Raw genomic sequence first — 18899 nt, forward strand, 5'->3', positions numbered from 1 at the left:
ACTGAACTTAGTCGTCCAGCTGGCCCATGGCGGTGACGTTAAAACCGGCATCAACGTGCATGATTTCCCCGGTTACGCCACTGGCCAGGTCGGAGCACAGGAACGCGGCTGCGTTACCGACTTCTTCCTGAGTAACGTTACGCCCCAGCGGTGCGCGCTTGGCATTTTCCGCAAGCATCCGACGGAAGCTCTTGATACCGGACGCTGCCAGGGTCTTGATCGGCCCGGCGGAGATGCCGTTGACCCGAACCCCGTCCTGCCCCAGGCTTGAAGCCATGAAGCGAACGTTGGCCTCCAGCGACGCTTTAGCCAAACCCATCACGTTATAGTTCGGCAACACCTTTTCGGCGCCAAGGTAGCTCAGGGTCAGCAGGGAGCTATTGTCGCTGAGCATCTGGCGGGCTCCTTTGGCGAGGGCGACAAAACTGTAGGAACTGATGTCGTGGGCAATACGGAAGCCGTCACGGGTCGTGACATCGACATAGTTGCCGTCAAGTTCGTGCGCGGGCGCAAAGCCTACGGAATGAACAATGATGTCGATCTTGTCCCAGTGCTCCCCGATGGCTTTGAAGACGTTTTCAATTTCTTCGTCACTGGCTACGTCGCAAGGGAATGTCAGGGAGCTTCCCCAGCCCTCGGCGAACTGCTCAACCCGAGATTTGAGCTTGTCGTTCTGGTAGGTGAACGCCAGCTCGGCACCTTGTTGATAAAACGCTTCCGCGATACCGGCCGCGATGGAATGTTTGCTGGCTACGCCTACAATCAGCGCTTTCTTGCCGCTGAGAATTCCCATTTGATGTCTCCCTGAGTAGCAATGTTCAAGTATTATCCCCGAAGCTGTGTGACGGGGTTACGCTCAATTGGTCGTAGTCCCGGCCACAGCGTCGGTGTCGCCATTACCGGCGTGCTGGTAGAAGAAGGCAGCTGACAGCAGCTCCCGAGTGTAGTCCGATTGTGGCTGGGCAAAGATAGATGCGGCATCGCCATATTCCACGATTTCACCATGGCGAAGGACCAGAAGCTTGTGGCTCAGGGCGCGAACCACCGCCAGGTCATGACTGATAAACAGGTAGCTGATGCGGTAGCGCGACTGGAGGTCCAGTAGCAGCTCGATAACCTGGCTTTGAACGGTACGATCAAGGGCCGAAGTTGGCTCATCGAGAATGATCAGTTCTGGCCGCAGCACCAGCGCTCGGGCGATGGCAATGCGCTGCCGTTGCCCTCCTGAGAACTCATGAGGGTAGCGGTGACGGTCTTCCGGATTGAGCCCGACGTCCTCAAGTGCCTGTACCACTTTATTGTCATGCTCACTGACGGGGGTGTCGGGCTCATGGATCTCCAGTCCCTCGCGGATAATCTCTGAAATGGACATCCGCGGGCTCAGGCTTCCAAAGGGATCCTGAAACACAATCTGAACCCGTCGCCGATAGGGCCGGAACTGCTTTTGGTTAAGGTTGGCCAGGTTTTTTCCGTTCAGCTCGACCGCGCCTTCGCTGGCTGTGAGTTTGAGCAGGGCATGTCCAATCGTGGTTTTGCCGCTGCCACTTTCCCCCACAATCCCCAGCGTTTCACCCGGATTGACGGAAAAACCCACGTCCTGAACGGCCTGAAACCAGGTCTTTGGTTTGCCAAGCCAGGTTTTTGAGGTCGGAAAGCGCACATTCAGGTCTTTGACGGTGAGCAGGGGGGCGTCCGCGGTGGAAGGCGTCGGAGGCGTTCCCTTGGGCTCCGAGGCCAACAGCTTCCGGGTGTAAGCGTGCGCTGGTTGAGAGAACAGGGACTCCGTATCCGCCTTTTCCACCAGCCGGCCTTTTTCCATCACCGCAACGGTGTCAGCATAGCGGCGGACAATGGTGAGGTCGTGGGTGATCAGCAACACCGACATACCCAGCCGCTTTTGCAGATCGCCCAAAAGTTCCAGTACTTGCTTTTGAACGGTGACATCCAACGCGGTGGTGGGTTCATCGGCAATCAGCAGGTCGGGCTCATTGGCCAGCGCCATGGCAATCATGACGCGCTGCTTCTGCCCACCGGACAGTTGATGGGGGTAGCTGCCCAGTCGCTCTTCCGGATTGGGGATTCCAACCAGGGTCAGTAGTTCAATGCAACGCTGCCTTGCCTGCGGCCCCCGCATACCCATGTGCAGCGCCAGGGTTTCAGTGATCTGCTTTTCCACTGTATGGAGTGGGTTCAGCGAGGTCATTGGCTCCTGGAAGATCATGCTGATGGTACGTCCACGTACCTGACGAAGCCGCTGTTCCGGAGCTTTGAGCAGGTCTTCTCCCTGATAGCGGATTTCACCCGTTGGGTATTGGACGTGCCGTCCATCGAGAAGGCGAAGGACGGAGAGGGCGGTGATGGACTTTCCGGATCCGCTTTCGCCAACCAGCGCCAGCGTTTCACCTGCCCGAAGGGATAACGATACATCTTCAACAACGTTTTTCCCGTCGTTGAACCGTATGGAAAGGTTGGAAATGCTCAGCAATTCTTCCATGGCCTAGTTCTTCCTGGGGTCAAACGCATCACGAACGGCTTCACCAACGAACACCAGTAACGTCAGCATCAGTGCGAGACTGACGAAAGCGGAAATGCCAAGCCAAGGCGCGTGGAGGTTGGATTTGCCCTGGGCGATAAGCTCTCCCAGCGACGGCGATCCCGAGGGGAGGCCGAACCCCAGGAAGTCCAGGGAAGTCAGCCCGGTAATGGCACCGGTTAAAATGAATGGCATAAAGGTCAGCGTGGCGACCATCGCGTTCGGAAGGATATGCCGAAACATAATCTTGCGGTTACCCAGCCCCAGCGCCCGTGCAGCACGCACGTATTCAAAATTGCGGGCACGAAGGAATTCCGCGCGAACCACATCCACCAGCCCCATCCAGCTGAACAACAGCATAATCCCCAGCAGCCACCAGAAGTTCGGTTCCACAATGCTGGAGAGGATAATGAGCAGGTAAAGCGCAGGAAGTCCTGACCACACCTCAATAAAGCGCTGGCCAAGCAGATCCACCTTACCGCCGTAATAGCCCTGGAGCGCACCGACGGCCACGCCCACAAGGCTGCTCAAGATGGTCAGGATCAGACCAAAAAGAACCGAGATCCTGAAACCATAAATCACCCGTGCTGCGACGTCCCGTCCCTGATCATCGGTGCCAAGCCAGTTTTCGCCAGACGGAGGCGCCGGTGACGGTACATCCAGGTCGTAATTGATGGTGTCGTAACTGAAGCGAATCGGTGGCCACAGGATCCAGCCGTTTGCGGTGATCTCATCCTTGATGAAGGGGTCCCGATAGTCCGCTTCTGTGGGCAAAAAGCCACCAAAGGTCTCTTCTGGAATGTGTTCCAATAAAGGGAAATACCAGTCCCCTTTATAGGACAGCGCCAGCGGTTTGTCGTTTGCAATCAGCTCTGCGGCTAAGGAGAGGACGAACAGCGCAAGGAAAAGCCAAAGAGACCAGTAGCCCCGCCGATTATTCCGGAAGTTCGATAACCGGCGTTGCTGGATGGGGGAAAGGTTCATGATGGCCATCATCAACCCTCCCGACTTTCAAAGTCGATACGGGGATCGACAAGCACATAGGTAATGTCGCTCACCAGTTTCAGCACCAGGCCAATCAGTGTGTAGATGTAGAGCGTTCCAAACAGAACCGGGTAGTCGCGGTTCAGCGCAGCTTCAAACCCGAGCAGCCCCAAACCGTCCAGCGAGAAGATAACCTCAATCAGCAGCGAGCTGGTAAAGAAAAGAGACACCAGCACACCCGGCAGACTGGCGATGACGATCAACATGGCGTTACGGAAGACGTGACCGTAGAGTACCTGCCGTTCCTCAAGCCCTTTGGCGCGGGCCGTCACCACATACTGCTTACCGATTTCATCCAGAAAGGAGTTTTTGGTCAACAAGGTGAGAGTAGCGAAACCGCCAATGACATTGGCAGTAACCGGCAGGGCGAGATGCCAGAAGTAGTCGCCGACCTTTTGCAGCCAGGACATCTCGTTCCAGTCGGGTGATGTCAGACCTCGCAGCGGAAACAAGTCGAAGTAGCTGCCCCCCGCAAACAGGACAATCAGCAGGAAGGCGAACAGGAAGCCGGGGATGGCGTATCCGACCACGATCGCGGAGCTGCTCCAGACATCAAAACGGGAACCGTTGGTGACGGCTTTCTTGATCCCCAGCGGGATGGAAATAAGGTAGATAATGAGGGTGGACCAGAGCCCCAGCGAGATCGAGACAGGCATTTTGTCGAGGATCAGGTCGATGACCGAGCGGTCACGATAGAAAGAATCACCAAAATTAAAGGTGGCATAGTCACCAAGCATTTTCATGAAACGCTCAGGGGCAGGCTGGTCGAAGCCGTATAAATGCTCCAGTTCCTCAAGCAATTCCGGACGGATGCCCCGGGTGCCCCGGCTTTCGGATGCCCCATCGCCACCGGACACTTCGCTGCCTCCGCCGCCACCGGCACGGGTGAGTGCTCCGCCCCCATGCCCCTCCATCTGAGCGACAAACTGTTCAATCGGCCCGCCAGGAGCCGCCTGAACAATGATGAAGTTCACCAGCATAATGCCAATGAGGGTTGGTATGATCAGGGCCAACCGTCTGAGGATATAAGCGCCCATAGTCAGCGCCCCCCCCGCAACCAGAGGGGGCTTTCCTGCCGTAGGGCAGAGCGGAACTGGTTCATGGTGTTATTGCTCAATCCACCAGTTATCGAGATCAATCCCGTTTTTGGGAATGGTTTCCGGCCTGTTCAGCTGGGACCAATAGGCAATTCGGTCCATGGCCAGGTGCCATTGTGGGATGACGTAGAAACCGTGGAGAAGCACTCGGTCCAGGGCGCGAACACGGTGTATCAGGGACTCCCGATCCGGCGCTTGGATTACCTGGTCAACCAGTTCATCGACAACCGGGTCATTGATTCCCATATAGTTCCGGGAGCCGACCATGTCCGCGGTCTCTGAGGACCAGTATTCCCGCTGCTCATTCCCTGGTGAGTCAGACTGGCCAAGTACCTGGGTAATCATGTCGTAATCGAAACTACGCACCCGCTGAATGTACTGGGTGGTGTCGACCATCCGGACTGCAACGTCTATTCCCAGCTTTTCGAGGTTGGCTTTGAAGGGAAGCACAACCCGCTCAAAGGTCTTCTGGAACAGAAGGATTTCAAAGGTCAGGGGCTCTCCGCTCTCAACATTGACCATCTTGCGATCACGGATTTCATAGCCAGCTTCCTTGAGCTTCAGCATGGCGATGCGAAGATTGCCCCGCAAGCTGTTGTCGCCCGTGGTGCTTGGCGGATTATACGGCTCGGTAAATACGCTGGCCGCCAACTGATCGCGGAAGGGCTCGAGAATCTCAAGCTCCTCGGGTGTTGGCAGTCCGCGTGAAGCCAGTTCACTGTTCTCGAAGAAGCTGTCAGTTCGGGTGTACTGCCCATAGAACAGGTTGGTGTTAGCCCAGTCGAAATCGAACGCATAGGCAAGGGCTTCACGAACCCGAGGGTCTGCAAACTGTGGGCGCCGGGTATTGTAAACAAACCCCTGCAAGCCAACGGGGCGGTGGTGCTCCAGGCCTTCAGTGCGAATCAGTCCCTGGTCAAACTTGTCGCCAGTGTAGGCTGTTGCCCAATTTTTTGCCGAACTCTCAAGGCGGAAGTCATAGTTCCCTGCCTTGAAGGCTTCGAGAGCGACGGTATCGTCAGTGTAATAGTCGAACCGGATATGGTCGAAATTGAAAAAGCCCCTGCGTACTGGGAGTTCTTGGGCCCAGTAATCATCAACCCGCGAATAGGTAATTGATCGACCGGCATCGAAATTCCCGATCCGGTAGGGACCACTGCCAACCGGTGGGGTCAGTCCGTTTTTTCCAAATTCATGGTCATCCCAGTAATGTTTGGGAAGTACCGGAATCTGGCCGAGGATGAGTGGGAGCTCCCGATTCTCGCTATCACCAAAGTCAAACCGGATTCGGTGACTGCCCTCTATGGTGACGGCCTTAACGTCCGCATAGTAGCTTCGGAAGAAGGGGTGCCCCTGGGTGGTCAGAAGTTCAAAGGTGAACTTGACGTCTTCGGCGGTTATGGGGGCGCCGTCGTGAAAGCGTGCCTCTTCCCGCAGATTAAAGACGACATAGCTGCGATCATCCGGAGTTTCTACCGATTCCGCGATCAGGCCATATTCACTGAATGCCTCATCAGCACTTTGAACCATCAGGGTATCGTACAGGTACGTGTTGATCCCGACGGCGGCGATCGTACCGATAACAAAGGGGTTGAACGAGTCAAACCCGTTGGACACGATGCCCCGTCGCAGGGTTCCGCCTTTGGGGGCATCGGGGTTGACGTAATCGAAGTGAGGGAAGTCCGCCTGGTAAGCGGGTTCTCCGTGCATCGCCAGGGCGTGCTGTGGGGCGACCTGGTCTGCGGAAAGTGGCAGGCTGCTGAACCCGAATAGTGCAGCAGCCATCAAGGAAAGAGCATTACGGTATGAATTCGTCCTGTTTCTTACCATGGATCTCGCACTTGTGGATTTTTGTAATGGTTAGTTGGCGTTACGAATATCCACGTAGAGTACCAGACTTTGTCCGGGTTGGAGATAGCGCGAAGTATTAAGGTTATTCCAGCTTGCGATGTCCCTCACATTGACCGAAAAACGGTTGGCAATGGCGGACAGGGAATCGCCACGGCGCACCTGGTAACCCACCCGGCGAACCATGGAGCTGTTGCGGGCGCTGGCAACGGTTGCCGGCGAAGCGTTCTGGGACCAGATCACCAACTTTTGGCCAACCCTGAGCGGGTCGCCTGGAGCCATGCCATTCCACGCGGCAACCTGGCGAACCGTGACGCCGTTCTCACGGGCAATGTCCCAGAAGGTGTCGCCAGAGCGGACGGTGTGCTCAAGCCTTTGACCGTTTCCACTGCGACCCCCACGGGCTTGGGTGGAAGCGAGCCGCTGGCTTTCACTCAGCGCATAGGCGGACGTTCCTTGCCTTGCCGTTGGGATCAGCAGGCGCTGCCCAATGCGAATCATGTCACCGTTCATGTTGTTAACTTCTTTGATGACGTCGGTGGTGGTACCGAACTTTCGTGCAATCCGAATCAGGCTGTCACCGGATTCAACACTGTAGTTCTGCCACGAAACCCGATGCTCGGGGGGCAGGGCGTTGAGCCCTTGGCGGAACTGTTCAGCACTCTCGGTGGGGACAAGCAACCGGTGCGGGCCATCTGGGTTGGTCGCCCAACGGTTGTAGGATGGGTTGAGCAGGTAGATCTCGTCGATACTGACTCCGGCCAGGGTTGCGGCCTGCGCGAGATCAAGTTGCGAGCCGGTTTCGACGACTTCGAAGTAGGGCTGGTTGTCCAGCGATGGAAGTTCGATGCCATACGCCGCCGGGTCCTGGTAAATTTTCGCCAGGGCGATCAATTTCGGAACGTAATGGCGGGTCTCTCGCGGCAGGTCCAGAGCCCAGAAATCCGTTGGCTTGTTGGCGCGCTGGTTGCGACGAATTGCACTGGAAACAGTGCCACCGCCGCTGTTATAGGCGGCCAGCGCGAGGGTGTAATCCCCGTCAAAACGAGTGGCGAGCCTGTCCAGGTAAGTGTACGCAGCATCTGTGGCCGCCAGGATGTCACGCCGGTCGTCATGCCACCAACTTTGGGTCAGGCCAAAATACTTGCCGGTTGATGGAATGAACTGCCAGAGGCCCGCTGCACGCCCATGGGAATAGGCGAACGGGTCAAATGCGCTTTCAACGACGGGCAACAGCGCAAGCTCAGTCGGGAGGCCCCGCTTTTCAGCCTCACCAACGATATAGTGCATGTAGCGACTGGCCCGCTCCGATACCCGGCGAATGTATGAAGGGTGGTTAACGTACCAGTTGAGCTGTTGCTCTATGCGCTCATTGGTAACCGATAGATCCAGGGCAAATCCGTCTCGGAGTCGTTGCCACAGATCGTTGTTTGCCATTGACGGCTCGACTTGCGGAGGAATGTCTTCCAGCGACTCCCGCGCTCTCTCCGCCGCTGCACGCAGTTCCGGGTCGATGGAATCATCAATACCGGATCCTGACACCTCGCCATCATTGCCGGACTCGACTGAGCGCACCAACCCTTCATCCCCGGCGGCAACTTGCAGGTTGTCTGAAGAAAGCAGCATATCCTCTTGATCTTCTGAGGAGTTCCACCACGAACCCGTTGGGGAAGACAGGCTGCTGCAACCAGCGGTAAGCGTGCTGGCGAAGAGGATTGTCGCAAAACGTCGTGACATCATAAGTCGAAGGCCCGGTTCAAATTCCCGTAAGAACCTGAATCTTAATGTTATGAATGGGATAGCTTGTAAATGTGTACAGAATTCTATGGGATGCGATTTTCTGCGGTCAAGAAGACTCGCGTTACTTCACCGACACCTTTTGTTAAGGGACGTGCAGTTGACGCGGTTTCGCGTCAAAAATGATCCTTGCCGTGCCTTACTGCCGCAAATACCTGGTCTGGACCGTCGCAGGAAAGGTTGTGGCTCTGGGCGTAGCGAGTGGCAGCGGCGATGACTGCAGGGTCATCCCAGCGCAGGAACGGGTTGAGCTGCTTTTCTCTGCCAAGAAGAGCGGGAACAGTGGGGGTCCCGTCTTGACGAAGCGCCTCACATTCGCGCTCAAAATCCGCCAAGGCTTGATCGGCGGGTAGCAGGTTCCTGGCGAATTTAAGGTTCGACAAAGTGTATTCGTGGGCACAGTAAACCCGGGTGTCATCGTCTAGCTGGAGGAACTGCTCAAGGGATGCCCGCATCTGAGCCGGCGTCCCTTCAAAAAGCCGGCCGCAGCCGCAGACGAACAGGGTGTCGCCACAGAACAGCGCCGGGCAGCCATCCACCGGTGAAGGGCAAAAATAGGCAACATGATCGAGGGTATGCCCCGGTACAGCCATCACCTCAAAAGTCACGTTTCGCCAGATAAGTCTATCGCCGGACGAAACCGTTTCTGAGGCGGCCTTGAAGGGGGAGTCCGATGGCGCGACTATTCGGTCTGGCCCCAGGGCTCGCACCAGTTCCGCGATGCCGCCGACATGATCGGGGTGGTGGTGAGTCACAAGAATGGTGTCGAGAGTGAGGCCATGTTCGTCGAGGTAGGCAATGACTGGACGCGCATCACCAGGGTCAACCACCAAAGCTTTGCGACTGTCACTGTCGAAAAGGCACCAGATGTAGTTGTCGTTAAAGGCTGGGATTGCAGAGATCGACAGCATGGTTACCCCGATGTTAACCAGTTGATGTGACTGCTATCATAAAACATTCGTTCATTTAGCCCAATGCCCGGGCTTACCGGAGTGAGGTGGTGTCAGCTATGGACTCAGAACGGCTGGGTTATGCCGAGCGCCTTCGGAATTTTGAACATTGGTTCCAGACCCCTCTGGGGCGAGCGCTTATCGCCGATCAGCGACGGTGCGTTGATTCCGTTCTGGCCGATATTGCGCCGGGTGCCCGGCTATTGCAGATGGGGCTGAGTCACCGCCTGCCACTGACCTCCGGGCTCGATTTCACCCACAAAGTCGTGACCACCCCCGAGTGGAGTCGCCATATGCCCGATGGCGTGGCGGTCTGCGACAACGACGAGCTTCCATTTTCCAGTGAATCCATGGATCTTGTGATCCTGCATCATGGCGCAGACTTTTCTGCGTACCCCCATCAGGTGGTTCGCGAAGCCTGTCGGGTTCTAAAAGGCGGCGGGCAGCTACTGCACATGGGGTTTAATCCGGTCAGCCTCTGGGGCTTGCGAAAGCTTCTGAGCCGAAGTCATAACGGTCCCTGGGGTGGGCGGTTTATCCTGCGGTCACGGATGGAGGATTGGTTGCGACTTCTTGATCTCGGGATCGATCGCTCTGGCAGCTATTTTCTCCATTTGCCCCTGAAGAACCTCAGCCCCAGCGGCGGCTTCCCATTCCTTGATAGAATTGCTGATCAGGGAATCCTTCCCGTGGGCGCCTATTACTGTATCCTTGCCACCAAACGAGTGGGGGCTCCGGTGCAAACCAGGCGGAGCTGGCGCCAGGGCAATGTGATTGCGCTTCCTGGCACCACCGCGATTGGCGCCTCGCGAGGATGTATCCGTGACAACGGTGGAGTGAATGGAAAATAAGGTAGTGATGTATACCGACGGCGCCTGCAAGGGCAATCCAGGGCCGGGCGGCTGGGGGGTAGTTCTGCGGTACGGTGACGCAATGAAGACCCTTCATGGCGGTGAACGGAACACCACCAACAACCGCATGGAATTAATGGCCGCCATTCAAGGGCTTCGCGCCCTGACCCGAACCTGCTCAATTGACCTTTACACCGACTCCCAGTATGTCCGCAAGGGCATCACGGAATGGATGAAAGGCTGGAAAAAGAACGGCTGGAAAACAGCGGCGAGAAAACCAGTGAAGAACGACGACTTATGGAAGGCCCTTGATGAAGAGGTGGGTCGCCATACGGTCACCTGGCACTGGGTTAAAGGGCATGCTGGAATTCCGGACAACGAGCTTGCCGATGAGTTGGCCAATCGCGGCGTGGATGAACTGACCTCGGCTTAATCAGGATTACCAATGCGACAGATAGTACTCGATACAGAAACCACAGGCATTGACCCGAACGATGGTCACCGGATCATTGAAATTGGTTGCGTCGAGCTGATAGAGCGCCAGCTGACTGGCCGGCATTACCACGTTTATATCAACCCCGAACGCGAGGTTGAGGCCGAAGCAATAAGCGTTCACGGCATTACCAACGAGTTCCTTGCCGACAAACCACTGTTCAAAGACATCGTTGAAGAGTTCTTCGATTTTATAAAAGGCGCCGAACTGGTCATCCATAACGCAGCGTTTGACGTCGGCTTTATGGATGCCGAGTTTGCCCGCCTCAGGCCGGTCCGGAAAACGGCGGACCACTGTGGCATCGTTGACTCCCTGGCCATCGCCCGGGAAAAACATCCGGGTCAGAAAAACAACCTCGACGCCCTATGTAAAAGGTACGGTGTCGACAACAGCAGTCGTGAGCTTCACGGCGCTTTGCTCGATGCGGAGATACTGGCGGACGTCTACCTGCTGCTAACCGGGGGGCAGACCGCACTGACTCTTGACGACAGCGATGAGAACTCAGGGGAGTCAGGGGGCATTCGTCGCCTCTCGTCCAGCCGCCCAGCTCTAAAAGTTGTCCACGCGGGAGCAGAAGAGGAGGCCGCCCACGCCGAGCTGATGGGCGTTATCGAGAAGGCCGCCGGCGAAACACTGTGGGGCAAACTCGAGCCCTAGTTCAGTGCCTCGGATCTGTTACCAAGTGCCTTGCCGGTGAGAACTGGGTCTGAGTGTACTTATTGTTACACTTAGGGTTTCTTGAGGAACATGAGTTTTGTGTTATAAGTAATGGTCAGTTCGCCAGTTTTTTACGTGGCGCGCTGTTCGGTCAGGGAGTGGCTTGGGCATAAGTCGGCGAACCGTCAGCGCATCGCCCGTAGCTAACACGGCCCCAATAAGAAAGAGGAAGCGGCTTGGCGCCGCAAACAGGTACAGGAAGCGTATATGGTTCAATCGTCTCTAGCGACGAAATCTCAGTCGTTTGACTTGGTCAAAGATGAAATTGGGCAGACCATCCGCCAGGCTGAAGCCAGCCTGGAACGCTTCCAGGAAAACCGTGACAGCGGGGAAGATCTGCAGAACTGTGTCGATTTCATCAACCAGCTGCGCGGGATTTTCGTCCTTGTTGAACTGAGGGGTGGGGCGCTGTTATGCCAAGAAGCAGTAGCGCTCGCCAACGATGTCCCAGTCGGAGCTAATGACGACAAGAACGTCCTGCTCACCACGCTGAACACCGCACTTTTCATCCTCCGGCGTTACGTTGAGTACTACCACCAGCAGCGTGAGGATCACCCTGAACTTTTGTTGCCGGTGATTAATGACCTGCGCGAGGCACGCAAGGAAAAGCCCTATCCCGAATCTGGCTTTTTCGATCTTGATGCCAAGCACCGCCCTGATTTCTGCAGTCATATCCAGGTAGCGCCGTTTGAAGGCAATGAACGCGACTTCGAAGTGATGGCTCGCCGGATGCGCCTGACCTTTCAGGTGGCACTGCTGAGCGCACTTCGCAACCGCAGCGACGTTGTGAGCCTGAAGCTGATCAGTCGTTCTGCCCGGGGATTTGTCCAATTGTGCGGGCGAGGGTCGATGGCTCAGATGTGGTGCCTCGTCGCCACCGTTGCAGACACCATGCTTGATCGTGCGATGGGCTTTTCCAAAGCACGAAAACGCATGTTGATGCGCATCGAACGATACACCCGCGAAATCGTTTATGTCGGCCGGGTAGCCACCGCCAAGGACGCCCCGGATTCGTTAATTAAAGACCTGGTTTACCTGCTGTACCGCAGCGGCTCGGCCAACCCGGAAGTCATCGATATTCTTGCCGGGTTCGGTACAGCTCCGGCAGAGTACTCGGACTCCATGTTTGAGGCGCACAGTAAGCGCCTCTACGGACCGGGTTCCGACGTGCTCAAGTCGCTTTCCGAGGCGCTACAGGAAGAGCTGAACCAACTTAAGGATAAGCTCGACATTATCGAGCGAGGCATCGAACCCGACCTGGCCGAGCTTGCCTCCATTGCCGAGACCCTCGAGCGCCTGGCCAATACGCTGGTTATGCTTGACCTCAACCAGCTTTCGAAAGCATCGCGCGCAGAAGCTGTGAAGCTGCGGCAGTGGGAAAAAGACTCACGTCTTCCCGGGGAAGAAGAGCTGTATACGCTGGCCGATTCTGTTCTCGCTATCGAGAGCGCCATCGCCCAGATGGAAACCCGGGGTATCACCTCTGAGACTGATGCGCTCGCCGCTGCCCGCAATACCCGTGACAGTTCGCTCTATCTCCGTGAAGCGTTATTTGTTGTGGGGGACGAGGCGAAAGGGGCTCTGACCCTCGCCAAGCGGGCCATCACAGCATTTATCGAATCAGACTTTGAAAAGCTCCATCTCGCCAACTTGCCGGCAACCCTCCATAGCATCTGGGGCGGATTGAAGATGGTTGATGACGAGGAAGCGGCCAGTGTGCTTGGACGGGTAGCAAGCTCCATCCAGACCAAGCTTCTCGATGAGAAAGAGGCGCCGTCAAACCAGATTCTTGAAGCGCTCGCAGACGCATTAACGTCGCTGGAGTATTACATCGAGTGCATTGGCACCCGGGAAGAGCGAAACCCGGATCTGCTGAAACTCGCTGAGTCCTCTCTTGACGATGTAGGGTTGTAATTAAGCCTTATCCTCCTCGTTGGTAGTCGCGTGCTTTCCCTGCTTGGCGGAATGTTCGTGGCTACCGCCTCACGGCTCTGTGATCGAAATGCACAAGACATAAAAAAACCTGCCAGCTGGCAGGTTTTTTTAAAGCAGGCTGGAACTTAGCCCATGGTGAACAGTTCACCCAGCTTGGTTGCCAGCATCATGTCGCCTTCAGCGCGCAGCTGACCAGCCATGAAAGCCTGCATGCCGTCAGTTTCGCCGGAAACGATGCCCTTCAGCGTGTCAGTGTTCATGATCAGGGTAACAGACGGATCATCGTTTTCACCTTCAACGAGTTGGCAAGTGCCGTCGTTGATGACCAGGTGGTAAGTGCTGTCGTCTTCGATAGCAAACTGGAATACCAGATCCAGGCCAGAAGCGGCGTCTGCGTTGAAATTCTGGGAAAGTGTTTCAAAGACCTGTGCTACAGACATTGTTTTACCTTCTAGTATTTTTGGCTTTCGCTCTTTTTTGAGTATTTGCCGGCGCGCTCTGGCCTTTACGACTGAAATGAGCAAGCGTTCAATATCCCGGCAACGCAATTCGACTTTATGGGGATGGTGGTTGGCTGTCAAGCTTGATCGAACGCTTGTTTTAATTTTTTCAGTTTTTGTCGCCTCAGGCCAAGCGAACAAAGAACCGCAAACAGCCTTGCTCAAGCTTGTTAGTTGCTCCCCCTCAGTTACAATCAACTCCCTTGAACTCAAGTCTCAGTTGGAGAAAGGCTTTGGAATTTCTGTCAGATTATGGATTGTTCTTGGCTAAGGTTGCTACCGTCGTCGTGGCGCTGATCATTATCATCTCAGTCATCGCGTCGGCGGCCCAGAAGGATCGTGGGGATCAGCAAGGAGAAGGGGAGCTGCGTACCCGGAAGCTTAACGACCGGTACCGACGCCTGAAAGAAGCCCTTCAGTCCAGACTGATGGACGATGAACAGCGCAAGCAGTGGCAAAAGTCCGAAAAGAAGCGGCTCAAAGCAGAGCAAAAAGCCAAAAAGCAGCGGGCCAAATCGACCACTGACAACGAAGGTGCGCCACGCAAGCCGCGGGTTTTTGTCCTTGATTTCCACGGTGACATAAAGGCCAGCGATACGGACATGCTTCGGCAGTCCGTGACTGGTGTGCTTAGCGTTGCTGAGGCAGGAACCGATGAAGTGGTTGTCCGTCTGGAAAGCGGCGGCGGACTGGTGCACTCCTACGGCCTGGCGGCGGCTCAGCTGGATCGCATCCGCAATAAAGGAGTGGCGCTGACGGTTTGTGTTGATAAGGTCGCCGCGAGTGGTGGCTACATGATGGCCTGCGTTGCCGACCGTATCATCGCCTCCCCCTTCGCCATTCTCGGCTCGATTGGGGTTGTCGCCCAACTGCCTAACTTCCATCGTTTGTTGAAGAAGAACGATGTCGATTTTGAGGTGCTCACCGCCGGGGAGCACAAGCGAACCCTGACTGTCTTTGGTGAAAACACCGAGAAAGGGCGGCAGAAATTCCTGGATGACCTGCAGGACACCCACGTTCTGTTCAAGGAATACGTCGGTGAGCGCCGGCCAGCTCTAGACATACACGCGGTTTCCAACGGCGACATTTGGTTTGGCAAGCGAGCATTGGACGTTCATCTTATTGATGAAGTGATGACTTCTGACGAATATCTGTTGGCAGCCTGCGAACGGGCGGATGTCGTTGCAGTTGGCTTCCATCAAAGGCGTTCCCTGCCGGAACGCCTTGGGTTGGCGACCAGCTCAGCAATCGAGCATTCATTCTGGCGCATCGTTGGCACATTCCGTAATCAGAATATTCAATAATAAATCACAAACAGAGGACGGCAGAGCAATGGCTGAAGACACTCAATTCAAAGCGTGGCAGGTCTCAGAGCAGGACGGTGAATTCCGGGGCGAAGAGGTTACCCGCAAGGTGGCTGATCTGCCGGAGCATGATGTGCTGATCAAGGTCCACTATTCATCCCTGAATTATAAAGACGCCCTGTCTGCCTCTGGAAATCGCGCGGTTACCCGAGAATACCCACATACGCCGGGCATTGATGCGTTTGGCGACGTGGTGTCCTCAGCCGACGACCGTATCAAGGTAGGACAACACGTTATTGTGACGGGCTATGACCTTGGCATGAACACCGACGGTGGGTTTGGAGAATATATCCGTGTACCCGCAGCTTGGTGCGTGCCGATGCCTGACGGCTGGGATGGGCTCAAGGCCATGACCTACGGCACCGCTGGCCTGACAGCAGGGTTGTGCGTCAGCAAGATTCTCATGGCTGGCGCCAAGCCGGAGCAGGGCAAGGTCGCTGTAACCGGCGCTACCGGCGCCGTTGGCAGTGTTTGCGTTGAGCTTCTGGCAGGGCTGGGGTTTGATGTGGTTGCCATCAGCGGCAAAGCCGACCAGCAGAGCCTACTTAACGAATTGGGCGCCCAGGAGGTAGTTGGTCGCGAGACCCTTACCCCGGGCAACCGACCGTTACTGAAGCCGGCGTATGCCAACGCCATCGACACAGTTGGTGGCGCGCCGCTGGCCGAGTTGCTCAAGCAAATTCAACCAGGGGGGTCCGTCGCCTGCTGCGGTTTGGTTGCCGGCGCTCAGCTAGAGACCACCGTGCTGCCTTTTATACTTCGGGGCGTCAACCTGCTCGGGGTCGATTCAGTTGAAATACCGCTTGAGGACAAAGTGGCGGTTTGGGAAATGCTGTCTGGCGAATGGGCCTGTCCGGTCACAGAGCAGCACCGGCGAACCATCGGCCGCGCTGAGCTTGCTGGCTCGCTCAGTTCATTCCTCAAAGGCGAGTCGGTCGGAAAGGTCGTCCTTGATCATTCACTCTGATCAGTAACCCTTAGTCGAGGTGAGACATCTCAAAAAAAAGAGGGCTCCAGCGTTTGCTGGGCCCTCTTTTTTTTTGAGTCGACCGAATCAGGAAGCGCGACGACGGAACAGTGGGACGTCAGTGTCCGTTGCTGCCTGATAGCTGTTGCTAAAGAAGTTCAGGCAAGCAGCCGCCTTGCTGGCGTCCTTGTCTTCCCGAAGGGCATAGGCGTCAAAGCCACAGCGCTTCATGAACTGCAGCTGGTCGAGCAGGACGTCACCAATGGCTCGAAGTTCATTCTGATAGCCGAACCGCTCCCGCAGAAGGCGCCCGATGCTGTATCCGCGGCCATCACTGAACTTGGGGAAGTTAACGGCGATCACCGGCAACTCGTTTACCAGGCCATCCAGGGCTTCCGGTTCGTCATGGCTTTCAAGCCAGACGCCCACATCGGTACGACCGGAAAAGTGTTCCTGTCCCGCGATCCATAGGTCCATCGGGATAAGCACAGGGCCTTCGGGAAGGTCCAGCGAATCACCAGGGGCAGGGCGCGCTACCACAGTCCAGTTGTCGGCGTTGATTGAACCGTCTTTGCTGATAATGTCAGGCATATACACGCTCCTTAAACGGATCGATACCAATACGGCGGTAGGTGTCGATAAACTCTTCTTCGTCGTTTCGGTTCTTCACATACACGTCAACAATCTTCTCGATGACGTCTGGCATGTCTTCCTGAGCGAAAGAGGGGCCCAGAATTTTACCGATGGTGGCGTCATGCTGTGATGAGCCGCCAAGGCTGACCTGGTAGAACTCCTCGCCCTTCTTATCTACTCCAAGCACACCGATGTTGCCGACGTGGTGGTGACCGCAAGCGTTCATGCAGCCTGAGATATTGAGATCAATGTTGCCAAGGTCGTACAGGAAGTCGAGGTTGTCAAAACGACGCTGGATGGATTCAGCGACCGGGATCGACTTTGCATTAGCCAGTGCGCAATAGTCACCGCCAGGGCAGCAGATGATATCGGTAAGTGTATTGAGGTTTGGTGTCGCGAAGCCCATCGGGATGATGGCCTGCCAAAGCTCAAAGAGTTGGTCTTGCCGCACATCCGCCAGAACAACGTTCTGTTGATGGGTAACCCGTATCTCACCAAAGCTGAACTGGTCGGCAAGATCCGCAATCTGCTCAAGCTGACGGTCGCTGACGTCGCCCGGTGGTGTACCGGTCGCTTTCATGGTGAGTGTCACAATCGCATACCCGGCTTTTTTGTGGGAGTCGACATTTCGGCCAACCCAGTTATCAAAAGCCTTGTTCTCGAACCGCAGTTTTGCCAACGCATCGGACTGATCGGCAACCGTTTCGTATGCTGGCTCAGTGAAGTAAGCCTGAACACGCTCAATGGCTTCAGCGGTAAGCTTGGTTGGAGAACCCTTAAGGTGCGCCCATTCCGCCTCAACTTTTTCAGCAAAACCTTCCGGACTCAGGGCCTTGACGAGGATTTTGATCCGCGCCTTGTACTTGTTATCCCGGCGGCCATAGCGGTTGTAAACGCGGACAACGGCCTCAAGATAGGTCAGCAGGTCATGCTCTGGCAGGAATTCGCGGATGACAGGACCGACCATCGGGGTACGCCCCAAACCGCCGCCCACATGAACCCGGAAACCCAGGTCGCCGGCGTCGTTTTTGACGACCTGCAAACCGATGTCGTGAACCTGAATCGCTGCGCGATCGGTGTGCTCTGAGGCGTTGACAGCAATCTTGAACTTACGCGGCAGGAACGCGAACTCCGGGTGGAAGGTTGACCATTGCCGGATGATCTCGCAGTAGGGACGAGGATCCACAACTTCGTCCACCTGAACGCCTGAGAACTGGTCCGTGGTGGTGTTACGGATACAGTTACCACTGGTCTGGTTTGCGTGCATCTCAACTTCGGCAAGCTCTGCCAGAATGTCGGGCACATCTTCAAGCGCCGGCCAGTTGAGCTGCACGTTCTGGCGGGTGGTGAAGTGTGCATAGCCCTTGTCGTAGTCACGGGTGATACGTGCCAGGCGACGAAGCTGTCCGGAACGCATCATGCCGTACGGTACGCAGATACGAAGCATTGGCGCGAAGCGCTGGACATACAAGCCATTCTGGAGGCGCAGAGGCAGAAACTCGTCTTCGCTCAATTCGCCGGCCAGTGCGCGGTCGGTCTGGTCCCTGAACTGGGCAACCCGTTCGGCCAGAATCAGCCGATCGTGTTCGTCGTAAACATACATAGCGGTACGTCCTGCTAAAGAGATTTCGGGCTATTTTGCGGTGGGGGAGAATAGCATTACCGCTATATTCTTAAAATGATTATTTCCAAATATGGTTATCGGTTTTAGAGATATAGATTGGACGAATCAAAGATCCCAACCTAGATTGAAGAGTACTTATAAAACAAAAAGGAAGGCGTCATGAAAAAGAGTGTCCGCACCGACAGTCAGGTTGATTCTGTGGCTGCAGTCGTATTGATCCTACTGATGGTTGCCTTTGCAGTGACGTGGGTCTCCGGCCAGTAGTTCAGGGAATAACCAGCTTAACCACCACCACGAGCGTCAACACAAACAGTACAGTAAAAACGACACCAGTAATGATGTAGGGCCAAGGGCTTTGGCTGGAGAAGTCCTCCTCTCGCCGTTTACTGGACTGCACGCCCAAGGCTCCGGCAAGAACACCCTGAATAACTTTCAGAATGCCTGGCCTGGATGGCGAACGAGAGTTTGGCGTTTGGGTATTCCGGGGGGTTGCCTGGCGCGTCATGGGCTTCTTTCCTTGCAAGCTTTCAGGAAAGGCTAGCCCAT

At 55.8% G+C, this 18899-nt stretch carries 17 protein-coding genes and 1 pseudogene; 6 read left to right on the forward strand and 12 right to left on the reverse strand.

Translation table 11 applies throughout. From position 1 onward, the window contains the following. Positions 1–7: 7 nt before the first annotated feature. From BMZ67_RS14510 to gloB, 8 genes and pseudogenes are all read right to left on the reverse strand, one after another. Positions 8–793 (reverse strand): enoyl-ACP reductase FabI, encoded by a 786-nt coding sequence (locus BMZ67_RS14510; RefSeq protein WP_092023962.1) that lies wholly within the window; start codon positions 791–793, stop codon positions 8–10. Positions 794–856: 63 nt separating this feature from the next. Next, a complete protein-coding gene (locus tag BMZ67_RS18865) occupies positions 857–1738 on the reverse strand; it encodes an ATP-binding cassette domain-containing protein (protein WP_425434248.1) in 882 nt (293 codons plus the stop codon). Beyond that, positions 1718–2494, reverse strand: a pseudogene (locus BMZ67_RS18870) (ATP-binding cassette domain-containing protein); the annotation flags it as partial. The pseudogene BMZ67_RS18870 and the gene BMZ67_RS18865, both read right to left, overlap by 21 nt. 3 nt (positions 2495–2497) lie before the next feature. Then, complete coding sequence (locus tag BMZ67_RS14520; RefSeq protein WP_092024165.1) at positions 2498–3517, reverse strand: ABC transporter permease; 1020 nt, start codon at positions 3515–3517, stop codon at positions 2498–2500. A gap of 11 nt (positions 3518–3528) precedes the next feature. After that, on the reverse strand, positions 3529–4614 hold the full coding sequence (locus BMZ67_RS14525) for a microcin C ABC transporter permease YejB (protein ID WP_092023966.1): 1086 nt from the start codon (positions 4612–4614) through the stop codon (positions 3529–3531). Positions 4615–4683: 69 nt separating this feature from the next. Beyond that, complete coding sequence (locus BMZ67_RS14530) at positions 4684–6459, reverse strand: extracellular solute-binding protein (RefSeq protein WP_245749993.1); 1776 nt, start codon at positions 6457–6459, stop codon at positions 4684–4686. 75 nt (positions 6460–6534) lie between these two features. Further along, on the reverse strand, positions 6535–8262 hold the full coding sequence (locus BMZ67_RS14535) for a LysM peptidoglycan-binding domain-containing protein (protein WP_092023970.1): 1728 nt from the start codon (positions 8260–8262) through the stop codon (positions 6535–6537). Between the two features lie 173 nt (positions 8263–8435). Further along, positions 8436–9230, reverse strand: coding sequence for a hydroxyacylglutathione hydrolase (gene gloB, locus BMZ67_RS14540; protein WP_092023972.1), 795 nt, complete (start codon positions 9228–9230; stop codon positions 8436–8438). Between the two features lie 98 nt (positions 9231–9328). Between gloB and BMZ67_RS14545 the strand changes: the two genes are divergently transcribed. The 4 genes from BMZ67_RS14545 (at position 9329) to BMZ67_RS14560 (ending at position 13244) form a co-directional block, all read left to right on the forward strand. Then, positions 9329–10120, forward strand: a complete 792-nt coding sequence (locus tag BMZ67_RS14545) for a class I SAM-dependent methyltransferase (protein ID WP_092023974.1) — start codon at positions 9329–9331, stop codon at positions 10118–10120. Then, positions 10110–10553: a ribonuclease HI gene (gene rnhA, locus BMZ67_RS14550; RefSeq protein ID WP_092023976.1), complete on the forward strand. Its 444-nt coding sequence runs from the start codon at positions 10110–10112 to the stop codon at positions 10551–10553. Before BMZ67_RS14545 ends, rnhA begins: the two co-directional genes overlap by 11 nt. 12 nt (positions 10554–10565) lie before the next feature. Beyond that, positions 10566–11270 (forward strand): DNA polymerase III subunit epsilon, encoded by a 705-nt coding sequence (gene dnaQ / locus BMZ67_RS14555; protein ID WP_092023978.1) that lies wholly within the window; start codon positions 10566–10568, stop codon positions 11268–11270. A 267-nt stretch (positions 11271–11537) separates the two neighbouring features. Beyond that, positions 11538–13244: a FimL-related protein gene (locus tag BMZ67_RS14560; protein WP_092023979.1), complete on the forward strand. Its 1707-nt coding sequence runs from the start codon at positions 11538–11540 to the stop codon at positions 13242–13244. A 146-nt stretch (positions 13245–13390) separates the two neighbouring features. On the opposite strand, the gene BMZ67_RS14565 is transcribed toward BMZ67_RS14560, so the two are convergent. Next, positions 13391–13705 carry an SCP2 sterol-binding domain-containing protein gene (locus BMZ67_RS14565; protein WP_092023981.1) on the reverse strand — a complete coding sequence of 105 codons (315 nt, stop codon included), beginning with the start codon at positions 13703–13705 and terminating at the stop codon, positions 13391–13393. 293 nt (positions 13706–13998) lie between these two features. Here BMZ67_RS14565 and sohB point away from each other — a divergent pair, with 293 nt between their 5' ends. Together sohB and BMZ67_RS14575 are read left to right on the forward strand one after the other, a co-directional pair. Continuing rightward, entirely contained in the window at positions 13999–15069 is a 1071-nt protein-coding gene (sohB, locus tag BMZ67_RS14570; RefSeq protein WP_092023983.1) for a protease SohB, read from the forward strand. Positions 15070–15097: 28 nt separating this feature from the next. Beyond that, the gene (locus BMZ67_RS14575; protein ID WP_092023985.1) at positions 15098–16096 is read left to right on the forward strand and encodes a YhdH/YhfP family quinone oxidoreductase; all 999 of its coding nucleotides are present in this window, start codon (positions 15098–15100) and stop codon (positions 16094–16096) included. 87 nt (positions 16097–16183) lie between these two features. On the opposite strand, the gene BMZ67_RS14580 is transcribed toward BMZ67_RS14575, so the two are convergent. The 3 genes from BMZ67_RS14580 to BMZ67_RS14590 form a co-directional block, all read right to left on the reverse strand. Then, positions 16184–16687: a DUF934 domain-containing protein gene (locus BMZ67_RS14580; RefSeq protein ID WP_092023987.1), complete on the reverse strand. Its 504-nt coding sequence runs from the start codon at positions 16685–16687 to the stop codon at positions 16184–16186. After that, on the reverse strand, positions 16680–18332 hold the full coding sequence (locus BMZ67_RS14585) for a nitrite/sulfite reductase (RefSeq protein WP_092023989.1): 1653 nt from the start codon (positions 18330–18332) through the stop codon (positions 16680–16682). Before BMZ67_RS14585 ends, BMZ67_RS14580 begins: the two co-directional genes overlap by 8 nt. A 286-nt stretch (positions 18333–18618) precedes the next feature. Continuing rightward, positions 18619–18858 carry a DUF2970 domain-containing protein gene (locus BMZ67_RS14590; protein ID WP_092023991.1) on the reverse strand — a complete coding sequence of 80 codons (240 nt, stop codon included), beginning with the start codon at positions 18856–18858 and terminating at the stop codon, positions 18619–18621. Between the last annotated feature and the right edge of the window lie 41 nt (positions 18859–18899).

It is taken from the genome of Marinobacter zhejiangensis, assembly GCF_900114775.1.
GTDB lineage: Bacteria > Pseudomonadota > Gammaproteobacteria > Pseudomonadales > Oleiphilaceae > Marinobacter > Marinobacter zhejiangensis.

Excerpts from the sequence above, each read along its gene's own strand:
- BMZ67_RS14510 (WP_092023962.1), bottom strand. The coding sequence starts at position 793 with ATGGGAATTCTCAGCGGCAAGAAAGCGCTGATTGTAGGCGTAGCCAGC.
- BMZ67_RS14520 (WP_092024165.1), bottom strand. The coding sequence starts at position 3,517 with ATGAACCTTTCCCCCATCCAGCAACGCCGGTTATCGAACTTCCGGAAT.
- BMZ67_RS14525 (WP_092023966.1), bottom strand. The coding sequence starts at position 4,614 with ATGGGCGCTTATATCCTCAGACGGTTGGCCCTGATCATACCAACCCTC.
- BMZ67_RS14530 (WP_245749993.1), bottom strand. The coding sequence starts at position 6,459 with ATGGCTGCTGCACTATTCGGGTTCAGCAGCCTGCCACTTTCCGCAGAC.
- BMZ67_RS14535 (WP_092023970.1), bottom strand. The coding sequence starts at position 8,262 with ATGATGTCACGACGTTTTGCGACAATCCTCTTCGCCAGCACGCTTACC.
- gloB (WP_092023972.1), bottom strand. The coding sequence starts at position 9,230 with ATGCTGTCGATCTCTGCAATCCCAGCCTTTAACGACAACTACATCTGG.
- BMZ67_RS14545 (WP_092023974.1), top strand. The coding sequence starts at position 9,329 with ATGGACTCAGAACGGCTGGGTTATGCCGAGCGCCTTCGGAATTTTGAA.
- rnhA (WP_092023976.1), top strand. The coding sequence starts at position 10,110 with ATGGAAAATAAGGTAGTGATGTATACCGACGGCGCCTGCAAGGGCAAT.
- dnaQ (WP_092023978.1), top strand. The coding sequence starts at position 10,566 with ATGCGACAGATAGTACTCGATACAGAAACCACAGGCATTGACCCGAAC.
- BMZ67_RS14560 (WP_092023979.1), top strand. The coding sequence starts at position 11,538 with ATGGTTCAATCGTCTCTAGCGACGAAATCTCAGTCGTTTGACTTGGTC.
- BMZ67_RS14565 (WP_092023981.1), bottom strand. The coding sequence starts at position 13,705 with ATGTCTGTAGCACAGGTCTTTGAAACACTTTCCCAGAATTTCAACGCA.
- BMZ67_RS14575 (WP_092023985.1), top strand. The coding sequence starts at position 15,098 with ATGGCTGAAGACACTCAATTCAAAGCGTGGCAGGTCTCAGAGCAGGAC.
- BMZ67_RS14580 (WP_092023987.1), bottom strand. The coding sequence starts at position 16,687 with ATGCCTGACATTATCAGCAAAGACGGTTCAATCAACGCCGACAACTGG.
- BMZ67_RS14585 (WP_092023989.1), bottom strand. The coding sequence starts at position 18,332 with ATGTATGTTTACGACGAACACGATCGGCTGATTCTGGCCGAACGGGTT.
- BMZ67_RS14590 (WP_092023991.1), bottom strand. The coding sequence starts at position 18,858 with ATGACGCGCCAGGCAACCCCCCGGAATACCCAAACGCCAAACTCTCGT.